Origin of the sequence: Psychrobacter sp. UBA6766, from assembly GCF_002453355.1 — a bacterium.
GTDB lineage: Bacteria > Pseudomonadota > Gammaproteobacteria > Pseudomonadales > Moraxellaceae > Psychrobacter.
This window is the reverse complement of the sequence record NZ_DKGQ01000013.1, coordinates 64008-87441: the sequence shown is the minus strand read 5'-3', so window position 1 is coordinate 87441 and position 23434 is coordinate 64008. Positions and strand designations below refer to the sequence as shown.

Below are 23434 nucleotides of genomic sequence, written 5' to 3'. Positions count from 1 at the left end.
GCAATAACTTTCTTTATTCATTATCAACCTAAGCAGTTACTACTATATTTTCTACGCAGCGCTATGTATGCTTATCATTTTTACCTTGCATTATGGTTGAGGTAGACGCATACATAGCGAATGCTCCTCAATTAAAGATTATCCCATCATGTCCATTGTCAAAAAATATCCCTTAGGCGCTATATTTGCTGCCATCTTATTGCTCACCGCTTGTGAGAAAACACCTCCTGATTATCGAGATCCTGTCACGCTACCGCTTTATACTAAGGGCGATGCCGATAATGGCGCGCTTATCTATAAAGACGCTTGTAGTCAGTGCCATCAGCTGAATCCTGGACTCAATAAAAAAGGGCCACAGCTGATGAACATTTATGGCGCACCAGCAGCCGAACTAGAAGATTATAATTATAGCGAAGGTCTTGCGACATCGGGTTGGGTTTGGGATGCTGAAACGCTGGATCCTTATATTGCCGATGCTGAAAAAGCCATGCCTGATTCAAAAATGCTCTCAGACCCAATGCCGGACGCCAAAGAGCGCGCTGATGTGATTGCTTATTTGTCAACGCTTCGTGCGCCAGTTCCCGCCGTTGATGATAAAGCAAAGTAATGCTGACTTTAAAAAGACTACTGTTATAAAAAGCGAGCCAAGAATTAATAATGAACCAAACCACTACCGATTATCACCATAATCAGCAAAAAATTGCTCAATTGATGACGCAATTAAATCAAATTGTATTAGACAAGCCGCAAGTAGTTAAACTGGCGCTTAGCGGTATTTTGGCAGGTGGGCATTTATTGTTGCAAGATTTGCCCGGAATGGGAAAAACGACGTTGGCGCAAGGCTTGGCGCAATTACTCGGTTTGAGCTTTAGTCGCGTTCAATTTACCAATGACATGCTACCGGCAGATATTTTGGGCATGAGTATCTTTGATCAAAGTCAGCAGCAATTTGAGTTTCGTCCCGGTCCTATTTTTACGCAGTTATTGCTGGCTGATGAGATTAATCGCTCTAGCCCTAAAACTCAAAGCGCGTTATTAGAAGCGATGGAGGAACGGCAAGTCACGCAAGACGGGCAAACTTATCCTTTGCCGCAACCGTTCTTTGTCATAGCTACCCAAAACCCATTGCAACAAGCTGGCGTCTATCCGCTTCCTGAATCGCAGCTGGACAGGTTTTTATTATGTTTGTCGCTTGGTTATCCATCACCTGCCGCCGAGCGCGAGCTGTTAAAGGGTCAAGATCGCCGTGAATTATTAAAAAGTCTGGACGCCGTTCTTGATACCGAAGCGGTTTTATTAGCCCAAAAAGGCGTTAAGCAAGTGTACGTCGCCGATGTGGTATTAGATTACCTGCAAAGACTGGTCGCTAAGACCCGCGCAAGCTTTGAGTATCATGGCTTATCGCCGCGCGGCGTGCTATCGCTACAGCGCGCGGCACAAGCGCATGCGTATGTATCGGGGCATATGGAAGTAACGCCTGAAGATATCCAAGCGGTATTTGCCGCGGTCACCGACCATCGGCTTGGTCAGCGTTTTATGCCAGCACATGTGACGGGCGGACAGGCCACAAAAACCATTGCGCAACGTATCTTGGCAGAAGTGGCTGTGGTTGTTTAAAGACACATTGTTTAAAAGTCTGTCATTTAACCGCTGGTTTTTTCATAGCGTGCTTATATCAAAACTGCTATTTAATTATCTATGTGGCTAATTTACTGGTAAGGATAGAATAGTTATGAGCCTTTTGCCAAAAGCCTTAACCGTACCAGCCAGCTCAGTAATCAGCCGTTGGTTTGCCGCACGAGCGCCCAAAAATGACAGCGCCATTCTTAATTTAAGAAATGTCTATATTTTCTTTAGTCGCGAAGGCATGCTGTTTGCCGTGTTATTAATCATCACCTTTATCGCTGGTATTAACTACGGCAATAACTTGGTGCTTGGACTTTGTTTTTATCTCGTCAGCGTTTGGCTTATCAGCTTTCATGTGACCTTTGCGCATATCTCAGGGCTGAAAATTCAACTCTTAGAGGTAACCATGGCAGAGGCGGGCGCGCCAGTTTGGGTCACTTTGCAAATAAAGAATGACAGCCGCCAACCAAGACGGCAGTTATTATTTGGTTTTGAGCAATCAAGCTTAAAGCAGACTAGTAAAAAGCCAAATAAAAAGCCAAATAAAAAATATCATAAAGAGTATAAATCGAACGCTAATAATCAAGAAATCGCTAATCAAAGCTTTGTGAGTCAAGGTTCTGTACTTGTTACGCGCTTAGAAAATGAACAAACTATCCAGCTTCCTATCCAGACCAATCACCGAGGTCAGCTAGAATTACCTCGATTAATCATAAAAACTGTCTACCCATTGGGAATTATGCGCGCATGGTCTTATGTTTATTTTGCCCGAACGGCTTGGGTCTATCCAAAACCTGAAGAGTTCGACTGGCAGACGCAATATGCCATTGCCAGTCAAGAGGATTTGCCAACAGGCGGGCAGTATCGACAAGGTCAAGACGACTTTGAGCGGCTTGATAATTATATCGAAGGCGAGTCGTTGGCGCGAGTTTCTTGGGGCCACGTGGCGCGCGGTCAGGGGATGTTTACCAAGCACTTTGCCGATCCTGTCGGTCATGAGCAAACCTTGGATTATGCCGATATGCCAGCGGCGCATCATGAGCAAAAGTTGGCGCAATTGGCGTATGGCGCCATAACACTGGGCCAATTAGGCGTACCATTTAATATGCGTTTACCGAATGAGCAAAATGCCACTGAAGAGATGGGTGAGGGCGAGATGTTTGCGCAAGCGTGCTTGCTCAGGTTGGCAAAAGCGCCATGACCAACTTTAAAAATGACTCGTCAAATGAAACGGAAATAAACCCTGCAAACTTTGAGCAGTTGGCATTGGGTCAAGACAGCAATGCGCCTAATGGAATTGATAGCAATCATAAATGGTATGCCAAGCTATTTGCATTGCCCGCGTATTATTGGGTATTAATTGCCCAAATTATCGTTATTTTACCTCATGCCGCGCGTCTACCATTGTGGCTCATGGGTTTTGCTCTTGTCAGTATTATGGCCCAACTGCCACGCATAAAGGTTCGATTTAAAAAAATAGCGCATTTAAAACGCGTCTATCAAGTCATGCAAATGCTTGGCTTCTTATTAGGCCTGGCAGGTCTTTGGCTAACCTATAACGCCGCCTTTGGTCTTGATATGGGCGTGGCGTTTTTGGTGCTTTGTCTGATTAGTAAGCTGTGGGAGCTATATAAGCGCCGTGACGCTTATGTAGTATTGAACCTATCGCTCTTCGTTCTTGCAGCGCTGTTTTTGATGGATCAGGGCATTATCACGACCTTAGAAGTAGTCATTGGCGCGGGCATTGTATTATTAGCATTTATTGCGCTCAACGATGATGGCAATACTCGCGGTGATGGTCGTTTACGTACTTTGTGCGTGCTCGGCATCGGCGCGTTGCCATTATTAGTTGTACTGTTTTTATTCTTTCCGCGTCTACCGCCGCTTTGGTCAGTTCAGCTATCTGGTCAGCAAGCAACCACGGGCGTCTCCAACAGCATGTCGCCAGGCGACTTTGCGAATTTAGGACAATCGACCGAATTGGCTTTTCGCGTTGAATTTAAAAACAATCGACCACCGCAGCAACAGTTATATTGGCGCGGATTGGTGTTTAGTGACTTCGATGGTATTACGTGGCGTCCGAGCTCTGAGCAGCAACAATGGCAGCCTGTCCTGTCAACGCCAACTTGGGCAGCAAATGCCTTAGCAACCGTTCCTGAAGAGAGCAAAGTTGCACCAAATCGCTATCAAATTATCTTAGAACCGACGCAGCAAAACTGGCTATTTGGACTCGATTATCCTTTTGCCCAGCAGCAAGGTATTAAGGTTACGTCAAATTTTACCTTAGTAAAAGACCAGCCCGTTACTCAGCAGCTGCGCTATGATGTCTTGCAATTTTTACCGATGCGTATCGATATCAATCTTACTGCAGAATCACGGCGTTCAAACCTTGCGCTGCCAAGTAGCGGCAATCCGCAAGCACGAGCGCTGGCAAAGCAGTTATTTGCCCAATCAGGATCTGATCCTGTTCGCTATATGCAGGCGATTGAACGCTGGATTAATCAAACAGAATTTCGCTATACACTCTCACCGCCGAGGCTAAATAATAACCGTATTGATGAGTTTTTATTTGAGACCAAAGCAGGGTTTTGTGAGCATTATTCTTCAAGCTTTACCTTTATGCTTCGCGCGGCAGGTATCCCTGCGCGAGTGGTAGCTGGTTATCAAGGGGGCGAGCCGAGCCGTAATGGCAATGTCTGGGAAGTGCGACAGATGGATGCGCATGCTTGGACAGAGGTTTGGCTCGAGGGTCAAGGTTGGGTTCGTGTCGATCCGACGGCGTTTGTCGCGCCTGAGCGGGTTGAGAAAGGTATGGATGCGTTGACGCAATCACGAGGAGCTACGATGTTTGGCGATGGCGCTGGCGCGCAAATCAGCTATCAGCAGTATCAGATGCTTCAAACCTTACGCCGCCTGTCAGACCAAGCCAGTTATTATTGGCAAAAAGATGTCGTCGGTTATGATCAAGACAAGCAAGCAGATTCGCTATTAAAGTGGTTTAATATCCGCTCCATTTTGCAGCAAATTACGTGGCTAGCAGTTAGTGCTGTGACGGTCATGATGATTTTAGTATTCATCATTTGGCGACGTCGCCGCAAGCGCTGGCATTCAGCAGACTTACCGCTTGTACAATTATCAAAACATATTGGCAGACGTGATAAATCATTAGCGCGTTCAGAGAGTGAAGGGCAGTTAGCGTGGCTTGAGCGTTTAACAGAAGCTCTTGACTCAAAAGAGGCTCAAACAAAAATAATACAAATTCAACAAGACTACCGCCAGCTACGTTATGGGCGCTTGAGCACCCTTGAAATGAGCAGTAATGATTACCAAAAAGTGCTTAAACAACTCAAAAGAAATTCACGCGAATTGCTTTAGTTACTTTTAGCCTGATTAGATATTTATTGATTGAATTGAGGACATGCTCTAGTAAAACTAGAGAATAACGGCACGTGGATGATTCAAGCATTAAAACAGTTGAAGAGAAAAAGTAAAGTGATAGATAAACCAATTAGGAAGTTTCATGCGTAATAAAAAAGACCGAATTCGTCACGCCTTAGGGTTTGAGATTATAGGTCTACTTATCTTTGCCCCACTAGCAAGCTTAGTCTTTGGTTTTGAGCTACATCTCATGGGCGTTATGGCTTTAGCTGGCTCTATCGTCGCCACATTTTGGAACTACTTTTATAACCTGTTGTTTGACCATGCGATGCTTAAGATGCGCGGCGCCGTGCAAAAGACCGTAGCGATACGTGTGCTTCATGCGGTGCTGTTTGAAGGTGGACTACTTCTGCTGTTTTTACCTGCTATCGCTTGGTATTTGGATATCAGCCTTTGGGAAGCCTTTAAAATGGATATCGCAATGGCGACCTTTTATCTGGTATATGCCTTTGTTTATAATTGGATTTATGACAAAGTGTTTCCTATTCCTACAAGCAGTTAGACATTTATGCCTAAAACAGCATTGATAGATGCTGCCAACTTAGCAAGCTTCATTTACTAAGGCTAAATGGATTGGCGCGCAGCAAATGCGTTACAGTTAGAGACTTAGAATATTGTGCTAAAGCGGATAAATATCAAAGCAAAAGGTAGAAATATAAGGAGTGCAGTAATATGGCAATTTACGTAGATTTTATGCAAATAGAATTTAAAGGCTATAAGTGGTGCCATATGCTCGCCGATTCTTTACAAGAGCTGCATGAGTTTGCCGCACTGATTGAGGTAGATAAGCGTTTATTTCATCGAAATGCCAGTTATCCGCATTATGATGTCACGGTGCAAATGCGCGAAACCGCGCTTGAGTACGGCGCCATCCCTGCCGATCGCAAGAAAATTATCGAATGCGCAAAAAAGTTAAAGGCGGAGTTAAATGACCAAGTAGCAAGGTCTCAGTCTTCGAAATAGTATTTTTATTAAATGTATAATCATGAGCGGCCGTTATTCTAAATCAACACTCCAAAACGCTACTAAGCTAAGCGCTCTGCTAAGTAATCCACCAACAATCTAATCTTTGGCGATAAATGACGATTGTGCGGATAAATCGCCCAAATACCTTCCTCAGGCTCTCTATAATTGTCCAATACGCTCACCAGTGCACCAGACGCTAGATGTTTTTGTACGTAGTAATCGGGCAGCTGCACGATACCCAAGCCTTTTAGCGCGGCATCGACTAAGCTGTGACCACTGTTATATTGCACGCTACCAGAAACACGCAGATTTTTTTCTGTATCAACGTTGCCGCTGTCTTCTATAAAGTGCCAGTAATCACGCGTGCCAAGTAAGCAGTTATGTTGTTTCAAATCAGCTAGGGAAGATGGTATGCCATATTTCTCGAGATAAGCGGGCGCGGCGCAGACAAAATTGGTACGGCGGCTCAGCTTTTTTGCCATCATCGTTGAGTCGCTTAACTTGCCAATCCGAATCGCCAAATCATAACTACCTTCTATCAAGTCAAGTTTTTGATTGCTCAAAAATGCCGTCACTTCGATATCGCGGTACTGCACCATAAAATCATTAATAAGGGGCAATAATTGCTGCTCACCATAGGTCACAGGCGCGGTCAGTTTAATCCTACCTTGCGGTTTTGATTGTAAATTGCTCACCGCTTGCTCAGCAGCGTCCAAACCATCGAGGACGCCGCGGCAATGCTGATAAAATACGCGGCCTTCTTCTGTTAGCGACACCTTACGCGTCGTACGATACAGCAGTTTAATGTTAAGCCGCTGCTCTAAAGCGCTTATCTGCCGACTGACCTGCGCGGTAGAAATGCTCAGCTCCTTTGCCGCCCGCGTAAAACTTTCGTATTCTGCCACATAAACGAATTCGCTAATACCATCCCAGCGCATGATTATTACCACTGTGAAAAAGATATTTGCAAATATAGCATATTGTTATCACAGCAGAAATAACTATAATAGTAATTATAAAATTAATGCTTTACAGACAGGTCAAATATAGACTGCTCAAACTAGCGCTTGCCTCTATCAAACAAGCGCTATAAGCTAAATTGGTCTGAGCTTGATCGAAGATACAACTTATTAAAAGAGAAAATACTATGTCAGATAAATTTATCAAATCCAAAGCCGCCATCGCATGGGGGCCAAATCAGCCATTATCTATCGAAGAAGTGGATGTGATGTTGCCAAAAAAAGGCGAAGTGCTGGTAAAAATCGTCGCTAGCGGCGTTTGTCATACCGATGCGTTTACTTTATCTGGTGAAGACCCAGAAGGCGTCTTCCCAGCGATTTTAGGCCATGAGGGCGGCGGTATCGTTGAGCAAGTCGGTGAAGGCGTCACCAGCGTTCAAGTTGGTGATCATGTCATTCCGTTATACACGGCAGAATGCGGCGTCTGTAAAATGTGCCGTTCTGGCAAGACTAACCTCTGCTCGGCAGTTCGCGAGACCCAAGGTAAAGGACTAATGCCAGACGGAACCACGCGTTTTTACAAAGACGGTGAGCCAATTTATCATTACATGGGCTGCTCAACCTTTTCTGAATATACGGTGTTACCAGAGATTTCTTTAGCAAAGGTGAATAAAGAAGCGCCACTAGAAGAAGTTTGCTTACTTGGTTGCGGCGTGACCACGGGAATGGGCGCAGTGATGAATACGGCGAAAGTCGAAGAGGGCGCAACGGTTGCTATCTTTGGTCTCGGCGGCATTGGACTGTCAGCAATTATTGGTGCCCAAATGGCTAAAGCCAGTCGCATCATTGCTATTGATATCAATGAGAGTAAGTTTGAGCTGGCCAAAAAGCTTGGCGCAACCGACTGCATCAATCCAAAAAATTATGACAAGCCGATTCAGGACGTCATCGTTGAATTGACCGATGGTGGTGTTGATTATTCGTTTGAATGTATCGGTAACGTCGATGTCATGCGCTCAGCGCTTGAATGCTGCCATAAAGGTTGGGGCGAGTCGGTCATCATTGGTGTGGCAGGCGCTGGCAAAGAAATCTCAACTCGTCCGTTCCAGCTAGTGACTGGTCGCGTTTGGAAAGGATCAGCGTTTGGCGGTGTTAAAGGTCGCTCAGAGCTGCCAGGCTACGTCGAGCGCTATCTGGCTGGTGAGATTCCACTTCAAGACTTTATTACTCACACCATGCCATTAGGAGACATCAATGAAGCCTTTGATTTGATGCATAAAGGCGAGAGTATTCGCTCGGTGGTACATTTTGCCGAGTAAGACTGAGGCAAAATATTAACGCTATAAAATATCAAGTTTTGAACTAAAAATGCCGCTCTTAGCTGATACTATAAGGGAGCGGCATTTTTTGTGACTTATCTTTTAGTCTTTTTTAAAACTGTGCATATCTTCTAAGATAGCAGTAAATCTATCGTATAACCAAGGCTCATTATCATCAATCATTTGATTGTATAAATGCGGTCCGATGGTTTCGATGATAAAATCTAATAAAAACTTTGCAGGCAAGTTACCAATATCGACATCGAATTCATCATTCATATAATCCCGCAATTCATCCAACACCAAGGTTTCTGCTTCATCTGACAGCGTCAGCAATTTATCTTTACTCATTGATTATAATCCTATTAGCAAAGTTCTATTCATTCTTGCATGTTGGCCAATTGCTCTAAAATATTGACGTAGTTGTCGACGCCTTGTGCGCCGCTGACCAAATGACGCTCATTAAAAATAATGGCTGGCACGCTTTGAATACCTTGCTGTTGCCAATGTTGCTCCTCTGCGCGAACTTCTTTAGCAAAACGTTGATCCTCTAAAACTGCTAGCGCTTCCTTACGATTTAACCCAACCTCGGCGGCAATATCAGCCAAAACGGCATCGTCAGAAAGATTGCGACCATCAGTAAAGTGAGCGGTAAATAAGGCTTGCTTTAAATCATGCGCAACGCTTGGCTGTTGTTGATCTGCCCAATGCAACAACTGATGCAGATTAAAGGTATTGTGCATCCGAAGTTCATCATTAAAGTTAAACTCAAAACCAACCTCTGCGCCTGCTTCCGTGATTCTGGCGCGGCTCGAATCAGACTCTTCTTTACTTGAACCATATTTTTCTGTGATATGTTCACGCATGTTTTGGCCAGTACTTGGCATGTTTGGGTTTAACTCAAACGGATGCCAATGAATCTCATGAGGTGTGTCGGTTTGTTCAAGCGCTTGTGCCAACTGTTTATAGCCGACAACACACCAAGGACAAACGACATCGGAGACAATGTCTATACGCAGTGGTTTTTTCGAATTTTTCATGATTTTTTACCTAAGTTATGATTTATATTTTGGCTGAGCTGTCTGTTATTTTATGTGGCAAATAAAGACATGCCTTTTTATCAATACTAGGATAAACAAAGAGCGATTACAACGTGCGCTCAGTTAACAATAAAACGTGTCCGAAAAACGAATCTCAAATTACTGTCGGAAATATTCAAAATACAGCTTGGAAGACCTAATTTTGGTTAAAAAACTACACTGCAATGACTACAAAGTGAAAACAAAGCAGCGTTTTTGATAAGCCATAATGAATCGATTGACGCTGATCAAGAGCGTTCACAAACATCCTTTTATGATCAACTGCCAGCGAGAAGCCAGCATGTCTACCTTGACGTTAAAGATTAATCAGCAGGATTATCAGCTCGATAATCTGGATCCGCGCACGACATTGCTTGATGTCTGCCGCCAACACTTACAAATTACAGGACCCAAAAAAGGCTGCGACCACGGTCAATGCGGCGCTTGTACCATGCTCATTAATGGTAGACGCGTCAATTCTTGTCTGACCCTTGCTGTCATGCATGACGGTGATGAGATTACGACAATTGAAGGCATTGGCTTGCCTGAGTCGCTATCAGATTTACAACAAGCCTTTAAAGATCATGATGCGTTTCAGTGCGGTTACTGTACGCCGGGGCAAATTTGTTCGGCGACTGCTTTGATAGAAGAAATAAAGCAAAACTGGCCAAGCTATGTGACCACTGATTTACAAAATCCTGATGGCTTGCTGGTTCAAGAAATCGCTGAGCGCATGAGCGGTAATATTTGTCGCTGCTCTGCTTATCCAAATATCGTCAATGCCATCTCGCAGGTGTTAGAAAACGAGATAAAAGATAAAGCTGCTTCTAAGAATCCCCTCACAAAAGGTTCAGATGTCGCAAGCGTTTCAGGAATTTGGTCACCGCCGCCCAGTGAAACTCAGCTTAGCAAGCCTTCAAAAAACAGGCCTTCCCAAAACAAGCCGTCGCAAAATAAAAACCATTCCGCGCAAGTAGGAGGTCGCTCATGAAACGCTTTGACTACATTCGTGCTGAGGCGCCCGAGCAAGCCGCAACGGCTGCTAGCCCAAAACAGGCATTCTTTATCGCTGGTGGCACCAATCTCTTAGATTTAATGAAGTTCGAGATTGAAACCCCAGCCAAATTGGTTGATGTAACCCGTCTTAAGCTTGAACAAGTCGAAACCACGGCTGAGGGCGGATTACGAATCGGTACGCTGGTGACCAATAGTGATTTGGCCGCGCATCCAGAAGTGATTGCCAATTATCCAGTATTGTCTCGCGCTATATTGGCAGGGGCGACTGGTCAGCTGCGTAATAAAGCCACCACTGGTGGCAACTTTTTGCAGCGCACGCGTTGTTATTATTTTTATCAAACCGACAGTCCGTGTAACAAACGCGAGCCCGGAACAGGCTGTCCAGCGATTAATGGGGAAAACCGCATGCTGGCTATTTTGGGTACAAGTGATGCGTGTATTGCCCAGCATCCATCTGACATGGCCGTGGCGATGCGATTACTTGACGCCGTTATTGAGACCGTTAAAGCGGACGGTTCAACGCGCGCCATTCCTGTCAAAGATTTTTATTGTTTGCCAAAAGACACGCCGCATATCGAAAATGTCTTAGAGAGTGGCGAGCTTATCACCCATGTCGTTTTACCCGCACCCATTAAAGGCATGCATACCTATGACAAAGTCCGTGACCGAGCCTCTTACGCATTTGCCCTAGTATCCTGCGCGTCTGTCATAGAGGTGGATGATGAGGGTAACTTAGCGACCGTACGGTTGGCATTTGGCGGTATTGGGGTTAAGCCTTGGCGTAATGAGGACGTTGAAGCATTACTAACGGGGACAGTGGGCGATGACGATACAATCAATCAGGCCGCAGATTTATTATTAAAAGAGGCCAAAGGCAATGGTCAAAACGATTTTAAAATTCCACTGACGCGTCGCCTACTTAAACAAGTTATTCAGCGCGCCTTAGCGAGCGAGGGAGCATAATCATGTCATTATTGGACTCAGTCATTCTATCAGAACCTACCAAAAAAATGACCATGAATGAGCCTGTCGATTCGCTCTTTGATAGAACGACAAGCAATCTGGTCGGTAAGCCCATCAATCGGGTTGATGGTTCGTTAAAGGTCAGCGGCCAGGCGCCTTATTCGGCAGAGATTTATCGAGAAAATCAAGTCTACGGCGTTTTGGTTGGCGCAAAGATTGCTAAAGGACAAGTCGAAAATATCGATAGCAGTGCTTTAGATAACATTCCTGGCATTATTAAAGTGGTGACCGACCCCAAGCACTTTTTAAGAAACTCTCAGCAAGGCGGTGAGACCGAGGCACCAACCCAAGGCGTAAGCGAGATTTTTTATCATGGTCAGCCGATCGCTGTGGTGGTCGCTGAGACCTTTGAAGCAGCCACAGAGGGCGCAAACGCGCTGAATGTCACTTATAAAGATGAAACCGAAAAAGCGGCGTTAAATTTTACGCAAGAGCTTTCAAACGCGCATGAGATTAATGAGAAAGAAGGCGCTGATAAAAACGCCGTTCATGGCGATCCTGAGCAAGGACTAGCGAATTCAGCGGTGACCCTTGATCGCTTTTATCATACGCCAAGCCAAAGCAATTCACCCATGGAGCCGCATGCTACTTTGGCATACTGGGAAGATGACAAGCTCATCCTATACACCTCCAACCAAAAAGTTGCGTCTTGCAAGCAGCAAGTCATGGATGCATTGGATCTAAATAAGGATCAGGTGCAATTAATCTCCTATTTTGTCGGTGGCGGTTTTGGTAGTAAGCTCGGTATTGCGCCCGAATCCATTGCTGCGGCTATTGCGGCAAAAGAGCTTGATCGTCCGGTACTCATCAATATGACGCGCCCGCAAGTGATGGAAGCGACGGTCAGGCGCTCAAACACGCGGCAACGTATCGCCATTGGCTGTGATAAAGACGGTATTATCAATACCTTTATTCATGATACGACGAGCAGTAACTTGCCGGGAGAAGGCTTTTTTGAACCAACGGCGCTGTCTACTCACTACCTGTATCGCGGTGAGAATCGCCGAGTTAGCTATAAGATGGTAGATATGAATTATGTACTGTCAGGCTCTATGCGCGCGCCCGGTGAAGGAGTAGGTATGATTGCCGTCGAATGCGCGATGGATGAATTGGCTTCGCAGCTGGATATCGATCCACTTGAACTGCGCTGCCGTAATGAGCCTGAACAAGATCCCAGTCAAGACATTCCATTTTCAACACGTCACTTGCTTGCTTGCTTAGAACAAGGCGCTCAGCAATTTGGTTGGGATAAGCGAAACCCCAAACCTGCCAGTCAATTGGAAGGCGATTGGTGGATAGGATGCGGCATGGCAGCGTCCGCTCGCGGTAACCAATTAGAAAAATCTGAAGCTCGCGCGACCTTGCAAGTCGATGATTCAAAAGCGCTTGGCGTCAAAGCCGTCATTGAAACCGATATGACGGACATTGGTACTGGCTCTTATACGGTGTTATCTCAAGTGGCGGCTGATTTGCTTGGCTTACCGATAGATCACATCGAGATGAAGTTAGGTGATAGTGCTTTTCCGCCTGCCTCAGGTTCAGGAGGCAGTAAAGGGGCGGCGAGCTCTGGTAGCGGCGTGTATCTTGCCTGTGAGAAATTGCGTGAGATGATTGCAGAAAAGGTTGGACTGTATCCTGATACTATTCAATTTGATAAAGGTCAAATCAAGCAAGCAGGTGAGCATGATCCGAGTGTGACAGAAGCGGCTGTAGAAAACGTTAAAGATAAGGCGGTCGACTTAAAGAACCAAGTTTCTGAAAAAACGGGCTTAGCATTACCCGAGTCTGCTACAGAAAAGTACGATTTTAGCAATTTTCAGTCTTATGCTTTGGTGGATATTGTCGCTCAGTACGATGAGCAAAAAATCAGCGCTAAAGGTCAAATAAAACCGGGTAAAAACGCTAAAAGTCACCGCCAAGCGTCTTTTGGAGCAAACTTCGCGGAAGTTGCTGTCCATAGAGTCACAGGTGAGGTTCGTCTCAAGCGTATGACCGGCGCCTTTGCCGCTGGTCGTATTTTGAATCATAAAACGGCCACTTCGCAGTGTTACGGTGGAATGGTCTTCGGTATTGGCTCGGCGCTAATGGAGGAAGTCATCCACGATAAGCGCGATGGTCGAATATGTAATCACGACCTTGCTGAGTATCATGTGCCGGTCAATGCCGATGTGCCGCAATTGGAGGTGATATTGGTAGAAGAGGATGATCCTTATACCAACCCGATGCATATTAAAGGCATTGGCGAAACTGCGATTTCGGGCGCGGCGGCGGCTATTGCCAATGCGATTTATAATGCAGTTGGCGTGCGCGTTTATGATTTCCCAATCACACCTGATAAGCTGCTTTATGAGCTTCCAGAGTAGTTATCTTTTAAAAACAGAGTAACAGACAATCGATATAAGAAACCCGCTAGCGGCTATCACTAGCGGGTTTTTAAACACTAATAATAAATGTGGTTTTTAACAGAAGAATAAATAGAAATAAGAGGAACTATGAATCAAGTTACCGATATTCTTAAGCTAGCAGGTGAGACGCAGCAACAAAATATCGATGCCGTGTTGGCAACGGTGGTTCGTACCGAAGGCTCAGCCTATCGCCACGCGGGCGCAATGATGCTTATCTGCGCCGATGGGCGCTCGGTTGGGATGATTAGTGGTGGTTGCCTCGAGCCACATATCATCAAACGTGCTTTTTGGTTGACGCGTCATGGCGCAAACGTGCAGGTTTATCAAACCGGTAATGATGAGGGTGACGAGGCAGATGATGATATTGAAAATAACGGCACTGAAAACAGCGATTTAGAAAATGAGCTAAATTTTGGTTTGGGCTGTAATGGCAAAGTTCATGTATTATTTGAGCGTTTGACAACCGCAAGGCCATTTTTGGAAGTTATTCGCCACGTCCGTCGTAGCCAGCAGCCAAAGATGATAGCAACGTTGATTCGCTCAAACGCTGATAAGGCCCATTTACCAATTGGGCTGCGCCTAGATTTAGAAGATTATACTGTCAACGAAAACATCCCTTCTATCAGCGACGACAACTTATCTAATCAAGCCTTCATTGATAACTCGGGCGCTTTTACTCCTGAGATTAGAGCAATAATTACAGCGTTATCAACCTATCAGATTTCTGTTAAAAATTCCGAATATGTTACGTTAAAAAACGGCGGTATAACGACAGAGTGGCTTATTCAGCGCTTGCAGCCGCAACACCGTTTGCTTATTTGCGGCGCTGGCAATGATGTGAAGCCGCTTGTGACCATGGCAAAATTGCAAGATTGGCATGTCACCGTTATCGATAGCCGCGCCCAATATGCCACGCGGCTGCGTTTTCCTCAAGCGGATATCGTGATACCACTCTCATTAGACGATCCCGAAAAACTGCTTAAATTAAGTAACAATGCGGCAGTCGCTTTGATGTCGCACAGCTTAACCCAAGACCGCGCCCGACTTTCGGTATTGCTAGAACACCCGTCTCATTATAAGTATCTTGGGCAATTGGGGCCACGTTATCGAACCGAGCGTTTGGTTAATGAGATTCGCGCTATCAAAGACCATCCCGAATGCTTAAATGACGGCGTAAAAAAATTACATTATCCAATTGGTTATAAATTGGGCGGCGATGGCCCTGAAGCCTTAGCTCTTGGCATCATGGCACAAATAAGTGCTGTCATGCATGAGCAAACGCCGCCAGCTAAGTTGTTAGCAAATAACGACAGCAGTCTAGCAATGCTGAGCTATGTATGAAAGAAAATACAGTGACGTTAGATGGCAAAAAAACTACAAACCAAAACTCCAACCAGCAAAACGTTCAGCAAAACAACCATGCCGTCATTATTTTAGCCAGCGGGCTCAGTCGCCGCCTAGGTCAAGCTAAGCAGCTGCTTTGCAAAAATGGTGAACCTTTAATTGGCTACATGATAAAACTGGCGGCAAGCACAAATCCGAAAATTATTATTATTGTTATTCCTAAAGGAGGTACGTCGATAGCCAGTAAAGTTGCGGCGCTGAGCTACGAGCATCTAACAGTTAAAACCATCATTAATCAAACCCCCGAAACCGGAATGGGATATAGTCTTGCTATCGGTATTGAAGCGTTAGCTCACTTTAATAATAATAAAGATTCCAATCGTGAAGCGGTTAAGCGAGTGCTAATCATGGGCGTTGATCAAGTATTATTGGATAAAAAACATTTAATAGCACTACTAGCAGACAATCATGCCGTGGTGGCGAGCCGCTATGCAAAAGGTAATCACGGGCAGAGTGTAGATAAGAAGGACACGATTGAACAGCCCAAAAAAAATATCATAGGTTTGCCATTGGTGATTGATTATCAACTACTCAAGCAGTGGCAACCTACTTTAAGTGGAGATAAAGGCCTACGTCATTTAATCAGAGCGTTACCGCCGCATCAGCTGACAGCGGTGATGAATCTTAATCTTAGCTACGATATCGATACCCCAGAGCAGCTTGCTTATGCCAGACAACAGGGCTGGGTTGACGCTGCGCTAGGTGATAATACATAGTTGCAGTATATTTATTTTCACGAGAAGTTTTTCACTTTAAAATTTTTTCGATGTTAAAGCAAAAAACTTCTCGGTTCTTTGATTTAGGTGTCAATCTAACCACAACGTATGGCAATATTGAGCGGTACATGTGTACACCTCGGGTAAAACGAGTGGAAATAATGACTAAATCAAGGATGATGACATGGCGATCGAACGCTTTAAGCCAAAATGGCTGGACGAAGAAGTTGAAATGCTGCACGAGAGCGCATTAAAGTTTTTTAAGAGCTGGGAGGCGCACGACGAGATGTGGCGTAAAAATGGCATGCTCGATCGTGAAGCATGGTTAAAAGCTGGCGAGATTGGGTTTTTATGCGCCTCAATGCCAGAGGACTACGGCGGCGCGGGCGGTGACTTTCGCCATGAAGCAGCTCTTATCTATGCACAAATGGAAGCCAATCAATCAGGCTTTGGCGGCTTTTTGCACTCCGGTATCGTCGCGCCTTATATCTTGCATCATGGTACTGAAGCACAAAAGCAGGCGTGGCTACCCAAAATGGCAACTGGTGAGCTAATCGGAGCGATTGCCATGACGGAGCCGGGCACAGGCTCAGATTTGCAAAGCATCAAAACCTACGCGGTCAAAGACGGTGACGATTATATTATCAATGGCTCAAAGACCTTTATTACCAATGGTCAATTGGCCAACTTGATTATTGTTGCCTGTAAAACCGACAGAGAGCAAGGTGCTAAAGGTGTTTCTCTTATTGTCGTTGAAACAGACAATGCCCCAGGTTTTGAGCGCGGTAAAAAGCTTAAAAAGCTTGGAATGGCGGCGCAGGATACTTCTGAGCTATTTTTTAATAATATGCGCGTGCCGCAAGCCAATTTGCTAGGCACTGTCGAGGGTTTGGGCTTCACACAGTTGATGCAAGAGTTGCCACAAGAGCGTTTGATTGTGGCATTGGTTGGAATTGGCGCCATGAAGTTGGCGCTCGATTTGACCATTGGCTATACCAAAGAGCGTACGGCTTTTGGTAAGCCTGTTTGGAGCTTCCAAAATACCCGCTTTAAATTAGCCGAATGCAATAGCCATTATATTGCGTCAAGTGCGCTTTGTGATGCTGCAATTGAAGCCTTAGTCGAAAAGAAGTTAACAGTACAGCACGCTGCTTTAATCAAATATTGGGTGACGGAAAAACAATGCGTCGTCATGGATGAGTGTGTGCAGCTATTTGGTGGTTATGGTTATATGATGGAATATCCGATTGCGCGACTTTATGCCGATGCGCGGGTACAGAAAATTTACGGCGGGACCAATGAGATTATGAAAGAGTTAGCGTCACGATTTATGTGATGGCTTATGATTTTTTATTATCAGCATTTCTCATTTAAATAACTTTCTAAGACTATAAGGACATAGCATGATTCAGACGGCTTATATTTATGATGCCATTCGTACCCCGCGTGGTAAAGGCAAAGCAGGCGGAAGCTTAAATCAAGTAACGCCCATTTGGTTGGTTCGTACCTTACTTAATGCCATGCAGCAGCGTAACGATTTGGACACCAGTTTAGTCGATGATGTGGTGCTTGGATGCGTGACCCCAATCGGTGAGCAAGGTGCAGACATTGCCCGTATTGCGGTGCTTGATGCGGGCTGGGATGAAACCGTTGCTGGCGTGACCTTGTCGCGTTTTTGCGCCTCAGGGCTTGAGTCCATCAATTTGGCGGCAAGTAAAATCATGTCTGGCATGGAAGATATGGTGGTGGCAGGCGGTGTTGAATCGATGAGCCGCGTGCCGATGGGTTCAGACGGCGGCGCATGGGCCACCGATCCACGCGTAAATGCAGCCACGGGCTTTGCACCGCAAGGCGTTGGTGCTGATACCATTGCAACGCTCGAAGGCTTTAGTCGTACGGATGTCGACGCTTTTGCCACCGAGTCGCATCAGCGCGCTGCTAACGCATGGGCTGCTGGCTACTACGATAATGCCGTGATACCGGTGCATGATTTAAATGGTCGCTTATTGCTTGATAAAGACGAGACCATTCGTCCTGACACCACGGTTGATACGTTAGCAGGTTTGAAATCGTCTTTTGCTCAGCTTGGCGCGATGGGCTTTGATAGTGTTTTATTAGATAAATACACCAGTATTGAGCGCATCAATCACGTCCATCATGCGGGCAATTCATCAGGAATTGTTGATGGCTCAGCGCTTTGTCTGTTGGGTAGTGAAGAAGCTGGGAAAAAAGCAGGTTTGCGTCCACGCGCCAAAGTCATTATGGCATCCGTCATCGGTTCTGAGCCGTCTATCATGCTGACAGGGCCTACGCCTGCTTGCCAAAAAGCACTTAAAAAAGCCGGTATGACTGCCGCTGATATCGACCTATGGGAGATTAACGAAGCATTTGCTGCGATACCAATGAAGACAGCGAAAGATTTGGGCGTCTCACTCGATAAAGTCAATGTTAATGGCGGTGCGATTGCTATGGGACATCCATTAGGGGCAACAGGTGCGATGCTGCTTACTACCGTCCTTGAAGAGTTAGAGCGCCGCAACCTGAAAACGGCCATGATTAGCTTATGCGTCGGCGGCGGCATGGGTATCGCGACCATCATTAAGCGTGTTTAAGCTATCTGTAGAAAGTAATTCAATAAAACATTTGAATATAAAAAAGGAAGAATAATGAGCATGGATTGCACCCAAATAATTAGTGAGTTAGCACACTTTTCTGCTGAACGCGATAATGAAGGTATCGTGACCGTCACCATTGATCAAGCTGATCGAAAAATGAATGTGATTGATGACAATTTTAATCACTCGTTTACTGCTTTAAGCCATGCTTTTATCAATGATGAATCAGCTACAGGTTTAATCATCACCTCGGGTAAAGACAGTTTTATCGCGGGCGCTGACATCGATCAGCTGGCAAATATTAAAACCCACGAGCAAGCGTTTGAGTTGGTTGAAAACCTCAAATCAAGTTTGCGACAGCTTGAAAAATGCGGTAAGCCTATCGTCGCTGCAATGACTGGAACTGCGCTTGGTGGTGGCCTTGAGGTGGCGTTAGGCTGTCATTATCGTCTGGCTATCGATGTGCCTACCGCCAAGTTTGGCTTGCCAGAGGTAAAGCTTGGTCTATTACCGGGTGGCGGCGGGACTCAGCGTCTGATGCGACTTATCGGAATGCAAAAGTCGCTTGAGATGATGACCCAAGGTCAAATGGTCAGCGGCAAACAGGCAAAGGAGCTGGGCTTTATTGATGTCCTCGCGAGTGATAAAGCCGATATGCTCAGCCAAGCAAAATCATGGATTGACGCCCATCCCAACGCCCAGCAGCCGTGGGATATCAAGGGTTTTAAAATCCCCGGCGGCAATGCCAACAGCCCAAAAAACGCGCAAATGCTGTCCGTTGCCCCAGCCATGGCCTATCAAAAATCCCATGGCAATTATCCAGCAATTATTCACATTATGTCTTGCGTCTTTGAGGGCAGCTTACTTGATATCGATGCGGGGCTCGAAGTGGAGTCTAATTACTTCGTCGCCTGTTTACTGTCGCCTGAATCAAAAAATATGATAACTTCTATGTGGACGCAGCTCAACCAAATTAAAAAAGGACAATCGCGTCCTAGTGGTTTTGAGCGCCAAAAAGTAATTAAGGTTGCGGTACTTGGTGCAGGCATGATGGGCGCGGGGATTGCTTACGTCGCCGCCAAAGCTGGCATTGATGTGGTGCTATTAGATACCAGTATTGAAAACGCCAATAAAGGTAAGCAGTATTCAGAAACGCTATTAGATAAAGCCATCAGTCGTGGTCGCTCAAACGACAGCAAAAAACAATCGCTGCCAAATAAAATCCAAACCACGACCGCTTATGATGACATTGCAGGCTGTGATTTGGTCATTGAAGCAGTATTTGAAAATCGCGATATTAAAGCTAAGTGTACCGAGCAGGCCGAAGCGATTATCCCTGAGACCGCTATCTATGCGTCTAATACCTCGACCATTCCCATTTCCAGCTTAGCGGTAGCAAGCAAACGCCCCACGCAATTTATCGGGCTACATTTCTTCTCGCCAGTTGATAAGATGCCTTTGGTTGAAATAATCATGGGCGAGCAGACCGACGATGCTACTTTGGCCAAAGCCTTTGATTTTGTACTGCAAATTGGCAAAATGCCGATCGTCGTCAATGACAGTCGCGGTTTTTATACCTCGCGCGTGTTTGGTACTTATGTGTCAGAAGGCATCGCGATGTTAGGCGAAGGCGTGCATCCGCGCCGTATCGAAGTGGCAGGTCTGAAAGCCAGCATGCCGATGCCGCCACTGGCGCTAGAGGACGAAGTCTCGCTTGATTTGTCCATGCTGATTATGGCGCAGTCCAAAAAAGATACGCTTACTGAGGGCAAAGACTGGGTCAGTCATCCGGCAGAAGCGGTGCTCACTACGTTGGTCAAAGACCATGAGCGCTTGGGTAAAAAGGTTGGCAAAGGCTTTTACGATTATTCAAAAAATACGGCGGGTAAAAGTGATAAGCGGTTATGGCCACAGCTGACTGAACTATATCCGCCCGCTACTGAACAGCCAGCCATGCAAGAGCTGATTGACCGTCTGCTTTATATCCAAGCCAACGAGGCTGCGCGCTGCTATGAAGAAGGGGTCTTGCGTTCGGTTGCTGAAGCTAACGTCGGCTCTATCTTTGGTTGGGGTTTTGCGCCGCATCAAGGCGGAACATTACAGTTTATCAATGCCACAGGTGTAGAGAAGTTCGTCGGGCGTAGTCGTGAACTTGCCGCAAAATATGGCACGCGATTTGAACCTGCCCAGATTTTGACTGAAATGGCTAAAAAAGGCGAGGTATTTGCAGATGATGAATAGCGATGCAATACCTAAGGCTTCAACGCCCAGTTCTTCAATGAACAATCATTCAATTCCAGTTCTTCAATGAACAATCATTCAATTAAAGACATGATGGCTTATAGCTTAAATGGACTAAAGGTGGTCGATTTGACGCGTAATTTACCCGGTCCATTTGCCACCAGATTACTTGCGGATTTGGGGGCAGAAATCATCAAGATTGAACCAAAAAATGGCGACCCAGGACGGGCGTTTGGCGAATTGTTCAAAGCTTTAAATCACGGCAAACAGTGCGAAAAAATTGATTTTCGTAGTACAGAAGGCATCGAGACTATCAAAGCTTATATCAAAGATGCCGATGTCATGCTTGATAGCTTTCGTCCTGAGGTGCTGACAGGTATGGGTTTAGATGTCGCCACTTTGCATACTATTAATCCAAAGCTCGTCATGGTATCAATCACGGGGTATGGTATTGCCGATGCTCTTGACGAAACAGCCGCGGCTTGGGCTGCTAAAGCAGGTCACGATCTCAACTTTATGGCGATGAGTGGTACATTGGCACAATTAACAACCGCTTCAGGCGAGCAAGCCATGCCCAATATGCAGTTTGCTGACTTGGCGGGGGGCAGTGATACCGCGGTGATTGCTTTATTAGCAGCAGTATTTGCCGCCAGAAACACTGGGCGCGGTCGACATATCGCCGTTAGCATGACGCACAGCTTGTACCATCACTTGGTAATGCCAAAGGCCACGGCTAATATGATGCAAGATATCAGCGGTCGATATCCAGAGCCGCAACAAGACTTTTTGGGCGGCACATTGCCCTGTTATCGGTTATATAAAACCAAAGACGATCGGTATATGGCAGTCGGTTCATTAGAGCTGAAGTTTTGGCAATTATTATGTACCACATTAGATTTAGCTGAGTACGTTAATACACATTGGCAACGCGGCTTTATGCCTCATTCAGCTGAGAGTAAACTGGCTGAGCAAGCCATGATAGATAAGTTTGCCAGTCAAACATTAGCGCACTGGCAAGAAGTTTTTAGCGAGGTTGATGCTTGTGTGACGCCCGTACTAACACTGGCAGAAGCACAAAAGCATCCGCTATTTGCCCATCAAGATAAGTATCAAGCAACGGCTGGCTGGCAAGTGCTTACGGAGGCGTAATATATTATTAGGTAGCTGAGACAGAAGAAGCTGAAGGATAAGAAGTAAGAAGGTGAGTAAAATAGCTGTTAGCAGGCTTATGATTACAATGCAACGCCCAAGCTTAGATGGTAACAGGATTACTTGAATCTATTACTACCGTTGTACAAGAGTACCAATGCTCTACGATATAATTTGCCTTCATCTGATAGGAGAAGAGTCTTATGAGTCGTACATTATGGCTGGTGGTCGGTATCATTAGTATTCTGGGCGGTATCTTCGCTTTTTTTAATCCTCTCAGCGTCAGTTTCGCTGCTGAACAATTGGCTGGATTTGTATTCCTTATTGTCGGTATTTTGCAGTTTATTGCGCTGTTCCGTGCCTATACTACCATTGGTAAAGTACTGGCTGCTATCGGCGGTATCCTTGGCATATTTATCGGTATTGAGCTGCTACAAAATCCGCTGCAAGGTATCTTAACTTTAACCATGATGATTGCCATCTTATTTATGGCAACGGGTACTGTCAGAGCAATTGTTGCTTTTGGTTTGCGCCGAACCGTTGCTTTTGTGCCAATGTTAATCTCAGGGCTTATCTCAATGGTGTTGGCTATCATGATATTCACCAGCTATCCGCAGTCAGCGACTTATATTCTTGGTGTCCTATTAGCCGTTGAGCTGGTATCTAATGGCGTATCATTAATCATGTATTCACGTGTGCAGCCACCTTTAGCCCGAAACTTATAAAATTTAAGGTACAGACATAAAAAATGCCCCTCTTATATTTAAAAGGTGCATTTATATGAGGTAGTTAGCTTTATTGAGCAAGGGTCTAATTAAGTATTGCTTTGATAAAAGACGGGTTTAATTGGAAAACCTAAGTCCCGATGTTTTTAGCGCCCATACCAGCTCAACAAAGGCGCGATTGTTGGTCAACGGTTCGCCATCGATGATAAGCACGTAACCCGAGCCGTCAATCCATAAAAATACAAAACTGGTTTCAGGAATCAGCAAATCAACTTGTTGAAAAAAAGAGATGGCTTGGCTCTCTACCGCCCAGCCGCGCTGTTTTTGGCGCAGCATAAAGCCTGAAAAGTCAGCCGCTGCCACACTGAGCATGTCCGCTTCTTCTTGGCTATAACCAATGCGTGCCAAACAAAAACCTTCATCAGTACCAATCGCCGCGCGGCGCTTACCAGACAAGCTTGAAACAACGTATGGCAAAAACTGATCAAGGGGCAAATTTGGCGCTGGTAAAAATAGCGAAAGCTTCTCAATCCAGCCATGTTCTAAAAAGCTGTCTAACCATTCATCAGAATAACGATCGAGCCAATCAGCAGCCAGCAAGGTCTCGTTATGCGACAATAAATCTTGCAAGGATAGCTGCTCAGGCGTTGGCTCACTTTGCGAGAATGCCTCAAAAATGCCGGCTGGGGTCAAGGTCAGATAGGTTTTATCAGCGTTTAAATAAGAAGACATAGCGGCTACCCGTTAGATGA

General features: G+C 45.5%; 21 protein-coding genes. 17 read left to right on the top strand and 4 right to left on the bottom strand.

Annotated elements, in window-relative coordinates:
- Positions 1-148: 148 nt before the first annotated feature.
- From B4K26_RS03475 to B4K26_RS03450, 6 genes are all read left to right on the top strand, one after another.
- Positions 149-607, top strand: a complete 459-nt coding sequence (locus B4K26_RS03475) for a c-type cytochrome (RefSeq protein ID WP_296243559.1) — start codon at positions 149-151, stop codon at positions 605-607.
- 50 nt (positions 608-657) lie between these two features.
- The gene (locus B4K26_RS03470) at positions 658-1617 is read left to right on the top strand and encodes an AAA family ATPase (RefSeq protein ID WP_296243557.1); all 960 of its coding nucleotides are present in this window, start codon (positions 658-660) and stop codon (positions 1615-1617) included.
- A gap of 115 nt (positions 1618-1732) precedes the next feature.
- On the top strand, positions 1733-2827 hold the full coding sequence (locus B4K26_RS03465; RefSeq protein ID WP_296243556.1) for a hypothetical protein: 1095 nt from the start codon (positions 1733-1735) through the stop codon (positions 2825-2827).
- Entirely contained in the window at positions 2824-5001 is a 2178-nt protein-coding gene (locus B4K26_RS03460) for a DUF3488 and transglutaminase-like domain-containing protein (RefSeq protein ID WP_296243555.1), read from the top strand. The genes B4K26_RS03465 and B4K26_RS03460 overlap by 4 nt, the downstream gene beginning before the upstream one ends.
- Before the next feature lie 145 nt (positions 5002-5146).
- Positions 5147-5566, top strand: coding sequence for a PACE efflux transporter (locus tag B4K26_RS03455; protein ID WP_296243554.1), 420 nt, complete (start codon positions 5147-5149; stop codon positions 5564-5566).
- Positions 5567-5736: 170 nt separating this feature from the next.
- Positions 5737-6027 (top strand): DUF4031 domain-containing protein, encoded by a 291-nt coding sequence (locus B4K26_RS03450; RefSeq protein WP_296243553.1) that lies wholly within the window; start codon positions 5737-5739, stop codon positions 6025-6027.
- A gap of 62 nt (positions 6028-6089) precedes the next feature.
- Here B4K26_RS03450 and B4K26_RS03445 read toward each other — a convergent pair whose 3' ends face one another.
- The gene (locus B4K26_RS03445) at positions 6090-6968 is read right to left on the bottom strand and encodes a LysR family transcriptional regulator (protein ID WP_296243551.1); all 879 of its coding nucleotides are present in this window, start codon (positions 6966-6968) and stop codon (positions 6090-6092) included.
- A 209-nt stretch (positions 6969-7177) separates the two neighbouring features.
- On the opposite strand from B4K26_RS03445, the gene B4K26_RS03440 reads away from it, so the two are divergent.
- Positions 7178-8308, top strand: coding sequence for an S-(hydroxymethyl)glutathione dehydrogenase/class III alcohol dehydrogenase (locus B4K26_RS03440; protein WP_296243550.1), 1131 nt, complete (start codon positions 7178-7180; stop codon positions 8306-8308).
- A 102-nt stretch (positions 8309-8410) separates the two neighbouring features.
- On the opposite strand, the gene B4K26_RS03435 is transcribed toward B4K26_RS03440, so the two are convergent.
- Together B4K26_RS03435 and B4K26_RS03430 are read right to left on the bottom strand one after the other, a co-directional pair.
- Positions 8411-8659, bottom strand: coding sequence for a DUF2164 domain-containing protein (locus B4K26_RS03435; RefSeq protein ID WP_296243549.1), 249 nt, complete (start codon positions 8657-8659; stop codon positions 8411-8413).
- Positions 8660-8688: 29 nt separating this feature from the next.
- The gene (locus B4K26_RS03430; RefSeq protein WP_296243548.1) at positions 8689-9348 is read right to left on the bottom strand and encodes a DsbA family oxidoreductase; all 660 of its coding nucleotides are present in this window, start codon (positions 9346-9348) and stop codon (positions 8689-8691) included.
- 340 nt (positions 9349-9688) lie between these two features.
- Here B4K26_RS03430 and B4K26_RS03425 point away from each other — a divergent pair, with 340 nt between their 5' ends.
- From B4K26_RS03425 to B4K26_RS03380, 10 genes are all read left to right on the top strand, one after another.
- The gene (locus B4K26_RS03425; protein WP_296243547.1) at positions 9689-10378 is read left to right on the top strand and encodes a 2Fe-2S iron-sulfur cluster-binding protein; all 690 of its coding nucleotides are present in this window, start codon (positions 9689-9691) and stop codon (positions 10376-10378) included.
- On the top strand, positions 10375-11367 hold the full coding sequence (locus tag B4K26_RS03420) for an FAD binding domain-containing protein (protein WP_296243546.1): 993 nt from the start codon (positions 10375-10377) through the stop codon (positions 11365-11367). The genes B4K26_RS03425 and B4K26_RS03420 overlap by 4 nt, the downstream gene beginning before the upstream one ends.
- A 2-nt stretch (positions 11368-11369) precedes the next feature.
- Positions 11370-13790, top strand: a complete 2421-nt coding sequence (locus B4K26_RS03415; RefSeq protein ID WP_296243545.1) for a xanthine dehydrogenase family protein molybdopterin-binding subunit — start codon at positions 11370-11372, stop codon at positions 13788-13790.
- Positions 13791-13919: 129 nt separating this feature from the next.
- Complete coding sequence (locus tag B4K26_RS03410) at positions 13920-15173, top strand: XdhC family protein (RefSeq protein ID WP_296243543.1); 1254 nt, start codon at positions 13920-13922, stop codon at positions 15171-15173.
- A complete protein-coding gene (locus B4K26_RS03405) occupies positions 15170-15952 on the top strand; it encodes an NTP transferase domain-containing protein (protein WP_296243542.1) in 783 nt (260 codons plus the stop codon). The genes B4K26_RS03410 and B4K26_RS03405 overlap by 4 nt, the downstream gene beginning before the upstream one ends.
- Positions 15953-16136: 184 nt before the next feature.
- Positions 16137-17288: an acyl-CoA dehydrogenase family protein gene (locus B4K26_RS03400; protein ID WP_296243541.1), complete on the top strand. Its 1152-nt coding sequence runs from the start codon at positions 16137-16139 to the stop codon at positions 17286-17288.
- 70 nt (positions 17289-17358) lie between these two features.
- A complete protein-coding gene (locus B4K26_RS03395; RefSeq protein WP_296243565.1) occupies positions 17359-18564 on the top strand; it encodes an acetyl-CoA C-acetyltransferase in 1206 nt (401 codons plus the stop codon).
- Positions 18565-18618: 54 nt separating this feature from the next.
- Entirely contained in the window at positions 18619-20808 is a 2190-nt protein-coding gene (locus B4K26_RS03390) for a 3-hydroxyacyl-CoA dehydrogenase NAD-binding domain-containing protein (protein ID WP_296243540.1), read from the top strand.
- A 66-nt stretch (positions 20809-20874) separates the two neighbouring features.
- A complete protein-coding gene (locus B4K26_RS03385; protein WP_296243539.1) occupies positions 20875-21957 on the top strand; it encodes a CaiB/BaiF CoA transferase family protein in 1083 nt (360 codons plus the stop codon).
- A 203-nt stretch (positions 21958-22160) separates the two neighbouring features.
- Positions 22161-22682: an HdeD family acid-resistance protein gene (locus B4K26_RS03380; protein WP_296243538.1), complete on the top strand. Its 522-nt coding sequence runs from the start codon at positions 22161-22163 to the stop codon at positions 22680-22682.
- Between the two features lie 117 nt (positions 22683-22799).
- On the opposite strand, the gene B4K26_RS03375 is transcribed toward B4K26_RS03380, so the two are convergent.
- The gene (locus B4K26_RS03375; RefSeq protein ID WP_296243537.1) at positions 22800-23414 is read right to left on the bottom strand and encodes a hypothetical protein; all 615 of its coding nucleotides are present in this window, start codon (positions 23412-23414) and stop codon (positions 22800-22802) included.
- Positions 23415-23434 lie beyond the last annotated feature (20 nt).

Coding starts and splice junctions, on each gene's coding strand:
- B4K26_RS03475 (WP_296243559.1), top strand. CDS start 149: ATGTCCATTGTCAAAAAATATCCCTTAGGCGCTATATTTGCTGCCATC.
- B4K26_RS03470 (WP_296243557.1), top strand. CDS start 658: ATGAACCAAACCACTACCGATTATCACCATAATCAGCAAAAAATTGCT.
- B4K26_RS03465 (WP_296243556.1), top strand. CDS start 1,733: ATGAGCCTTTTGCCAAAAGCCTTAACCGTACCAGCCAGCTCAGTAATC.
- B4K26_RS03460 (WP_296243555.1), top strand. CDS start 2,824: ATGACCAACTTTAAAAATGACTCGTCAAATGAAACGGAAATAAACCCT.
- B4K26_RS03455 (WP_296243554.1), top strand. CDS start 5,147: ATGCGTAATAAAAAAGACCGAATTCGTCACGCCTTAGGGTTTGAGATT.
- B4K26_RS03450 (WP_296243553.1), top strand. CDS start 5,737: ATGGCAATTTACGTAGATTTTATGCAAATAGAATTTAAAGGCTATAAG.
- B4K26_RS03445 (WP_296243551.1), bottom strand. CDS start 6,968: ATGCGCTGGGATGGTATTAGCGAATTCGTTTATGTGGCAGAATACGAA.
- B4K26_RS03440 (WP_296243550.1), top strand. CDS start 7,178: ATGTCAGATAAATTTATCAAATCCAAAGCCGCCATCGCATGGGGGCCA.
- B4K26_RS03435 (WP_296243549.1), bottom strand. CDS start 8,659: ATGAGTAAAGATAAATTGCTGACGCTGTCAGATGAAGCAGAAACCTTG.
- B4K26_RS03430 (WP_296243548.1), bottom strand. CDS start 9,348: ATGAAAAATTCGAAAAAACCACTGCGTATAGACATTGTCTCCGATGTC.
- B4K26_RS03425 (WP_296243547.1), top strand. CDS start 9,689: ATGTCTACCTTGACGTTAAAGATTAATCAGCAGGATTATCAGCTCGAT.
- B4K26_RS03420 (WP_296243546.1), top strand. CDS start 10,375: ATGAAACGCTTTGACTACATTCGTGCTGAGGCGCCCGAGCAAGCCGCA.
- B4K26_RS03415 (WP_296243545.1), top strand. CDS start 11,370: ATGTCATTATTGGACTCAGTCATTCTATCAGAACCTACCAAAAAAATG.
- B4K26_RS03410 (WP_296243543.1), top strand. CDS start 13,920: ATGAATCAAGTTACCGATATTCTTAAGCTAGCAGGTGAGACGCAGCAA.
- B4K26_RS03405 (WP_296243542.1), top strand. CDS start 15,170: ATGAAAGAAAATACAGTGACGTTAGATGGCAAAAAAACTACAAACCAA.
- B4K26_RS03400 (WP_296243541.1), top strand. CDS start 16,137: ATGGCGATCGAACGCTTTAAGCCAAAATGGCTGGACGAAGAAGTTGAA.
- B4K26_RS03390 (WP_296243540.1), top strand. CDS start 18,619: ATGAGCATGGATTGCACCCAAATAATTAGTGAGTTAGCACACTTTTCT.
- B4K26_RS03385 (WP_296243539.1), top strand. CDS start 20,875: ATGAACAATCATTCAATTAAAGACATGATGGCTTATAGCTTAAATGGA.
- B4K26_RS03380 (WP_296243538.1), top strand. CDS start 22,161: ATGAGTCGTACATTATGGCTGGTGGTCGGTATCATTAGTATTCTGGGC.
- B4K26_RS03375 (WP_296243537.1), bottom strand. CDS start 23,414: ATGTCTTCTTATTTAAACGCTGATAAAACCTATCTGACCTTGACCCCA.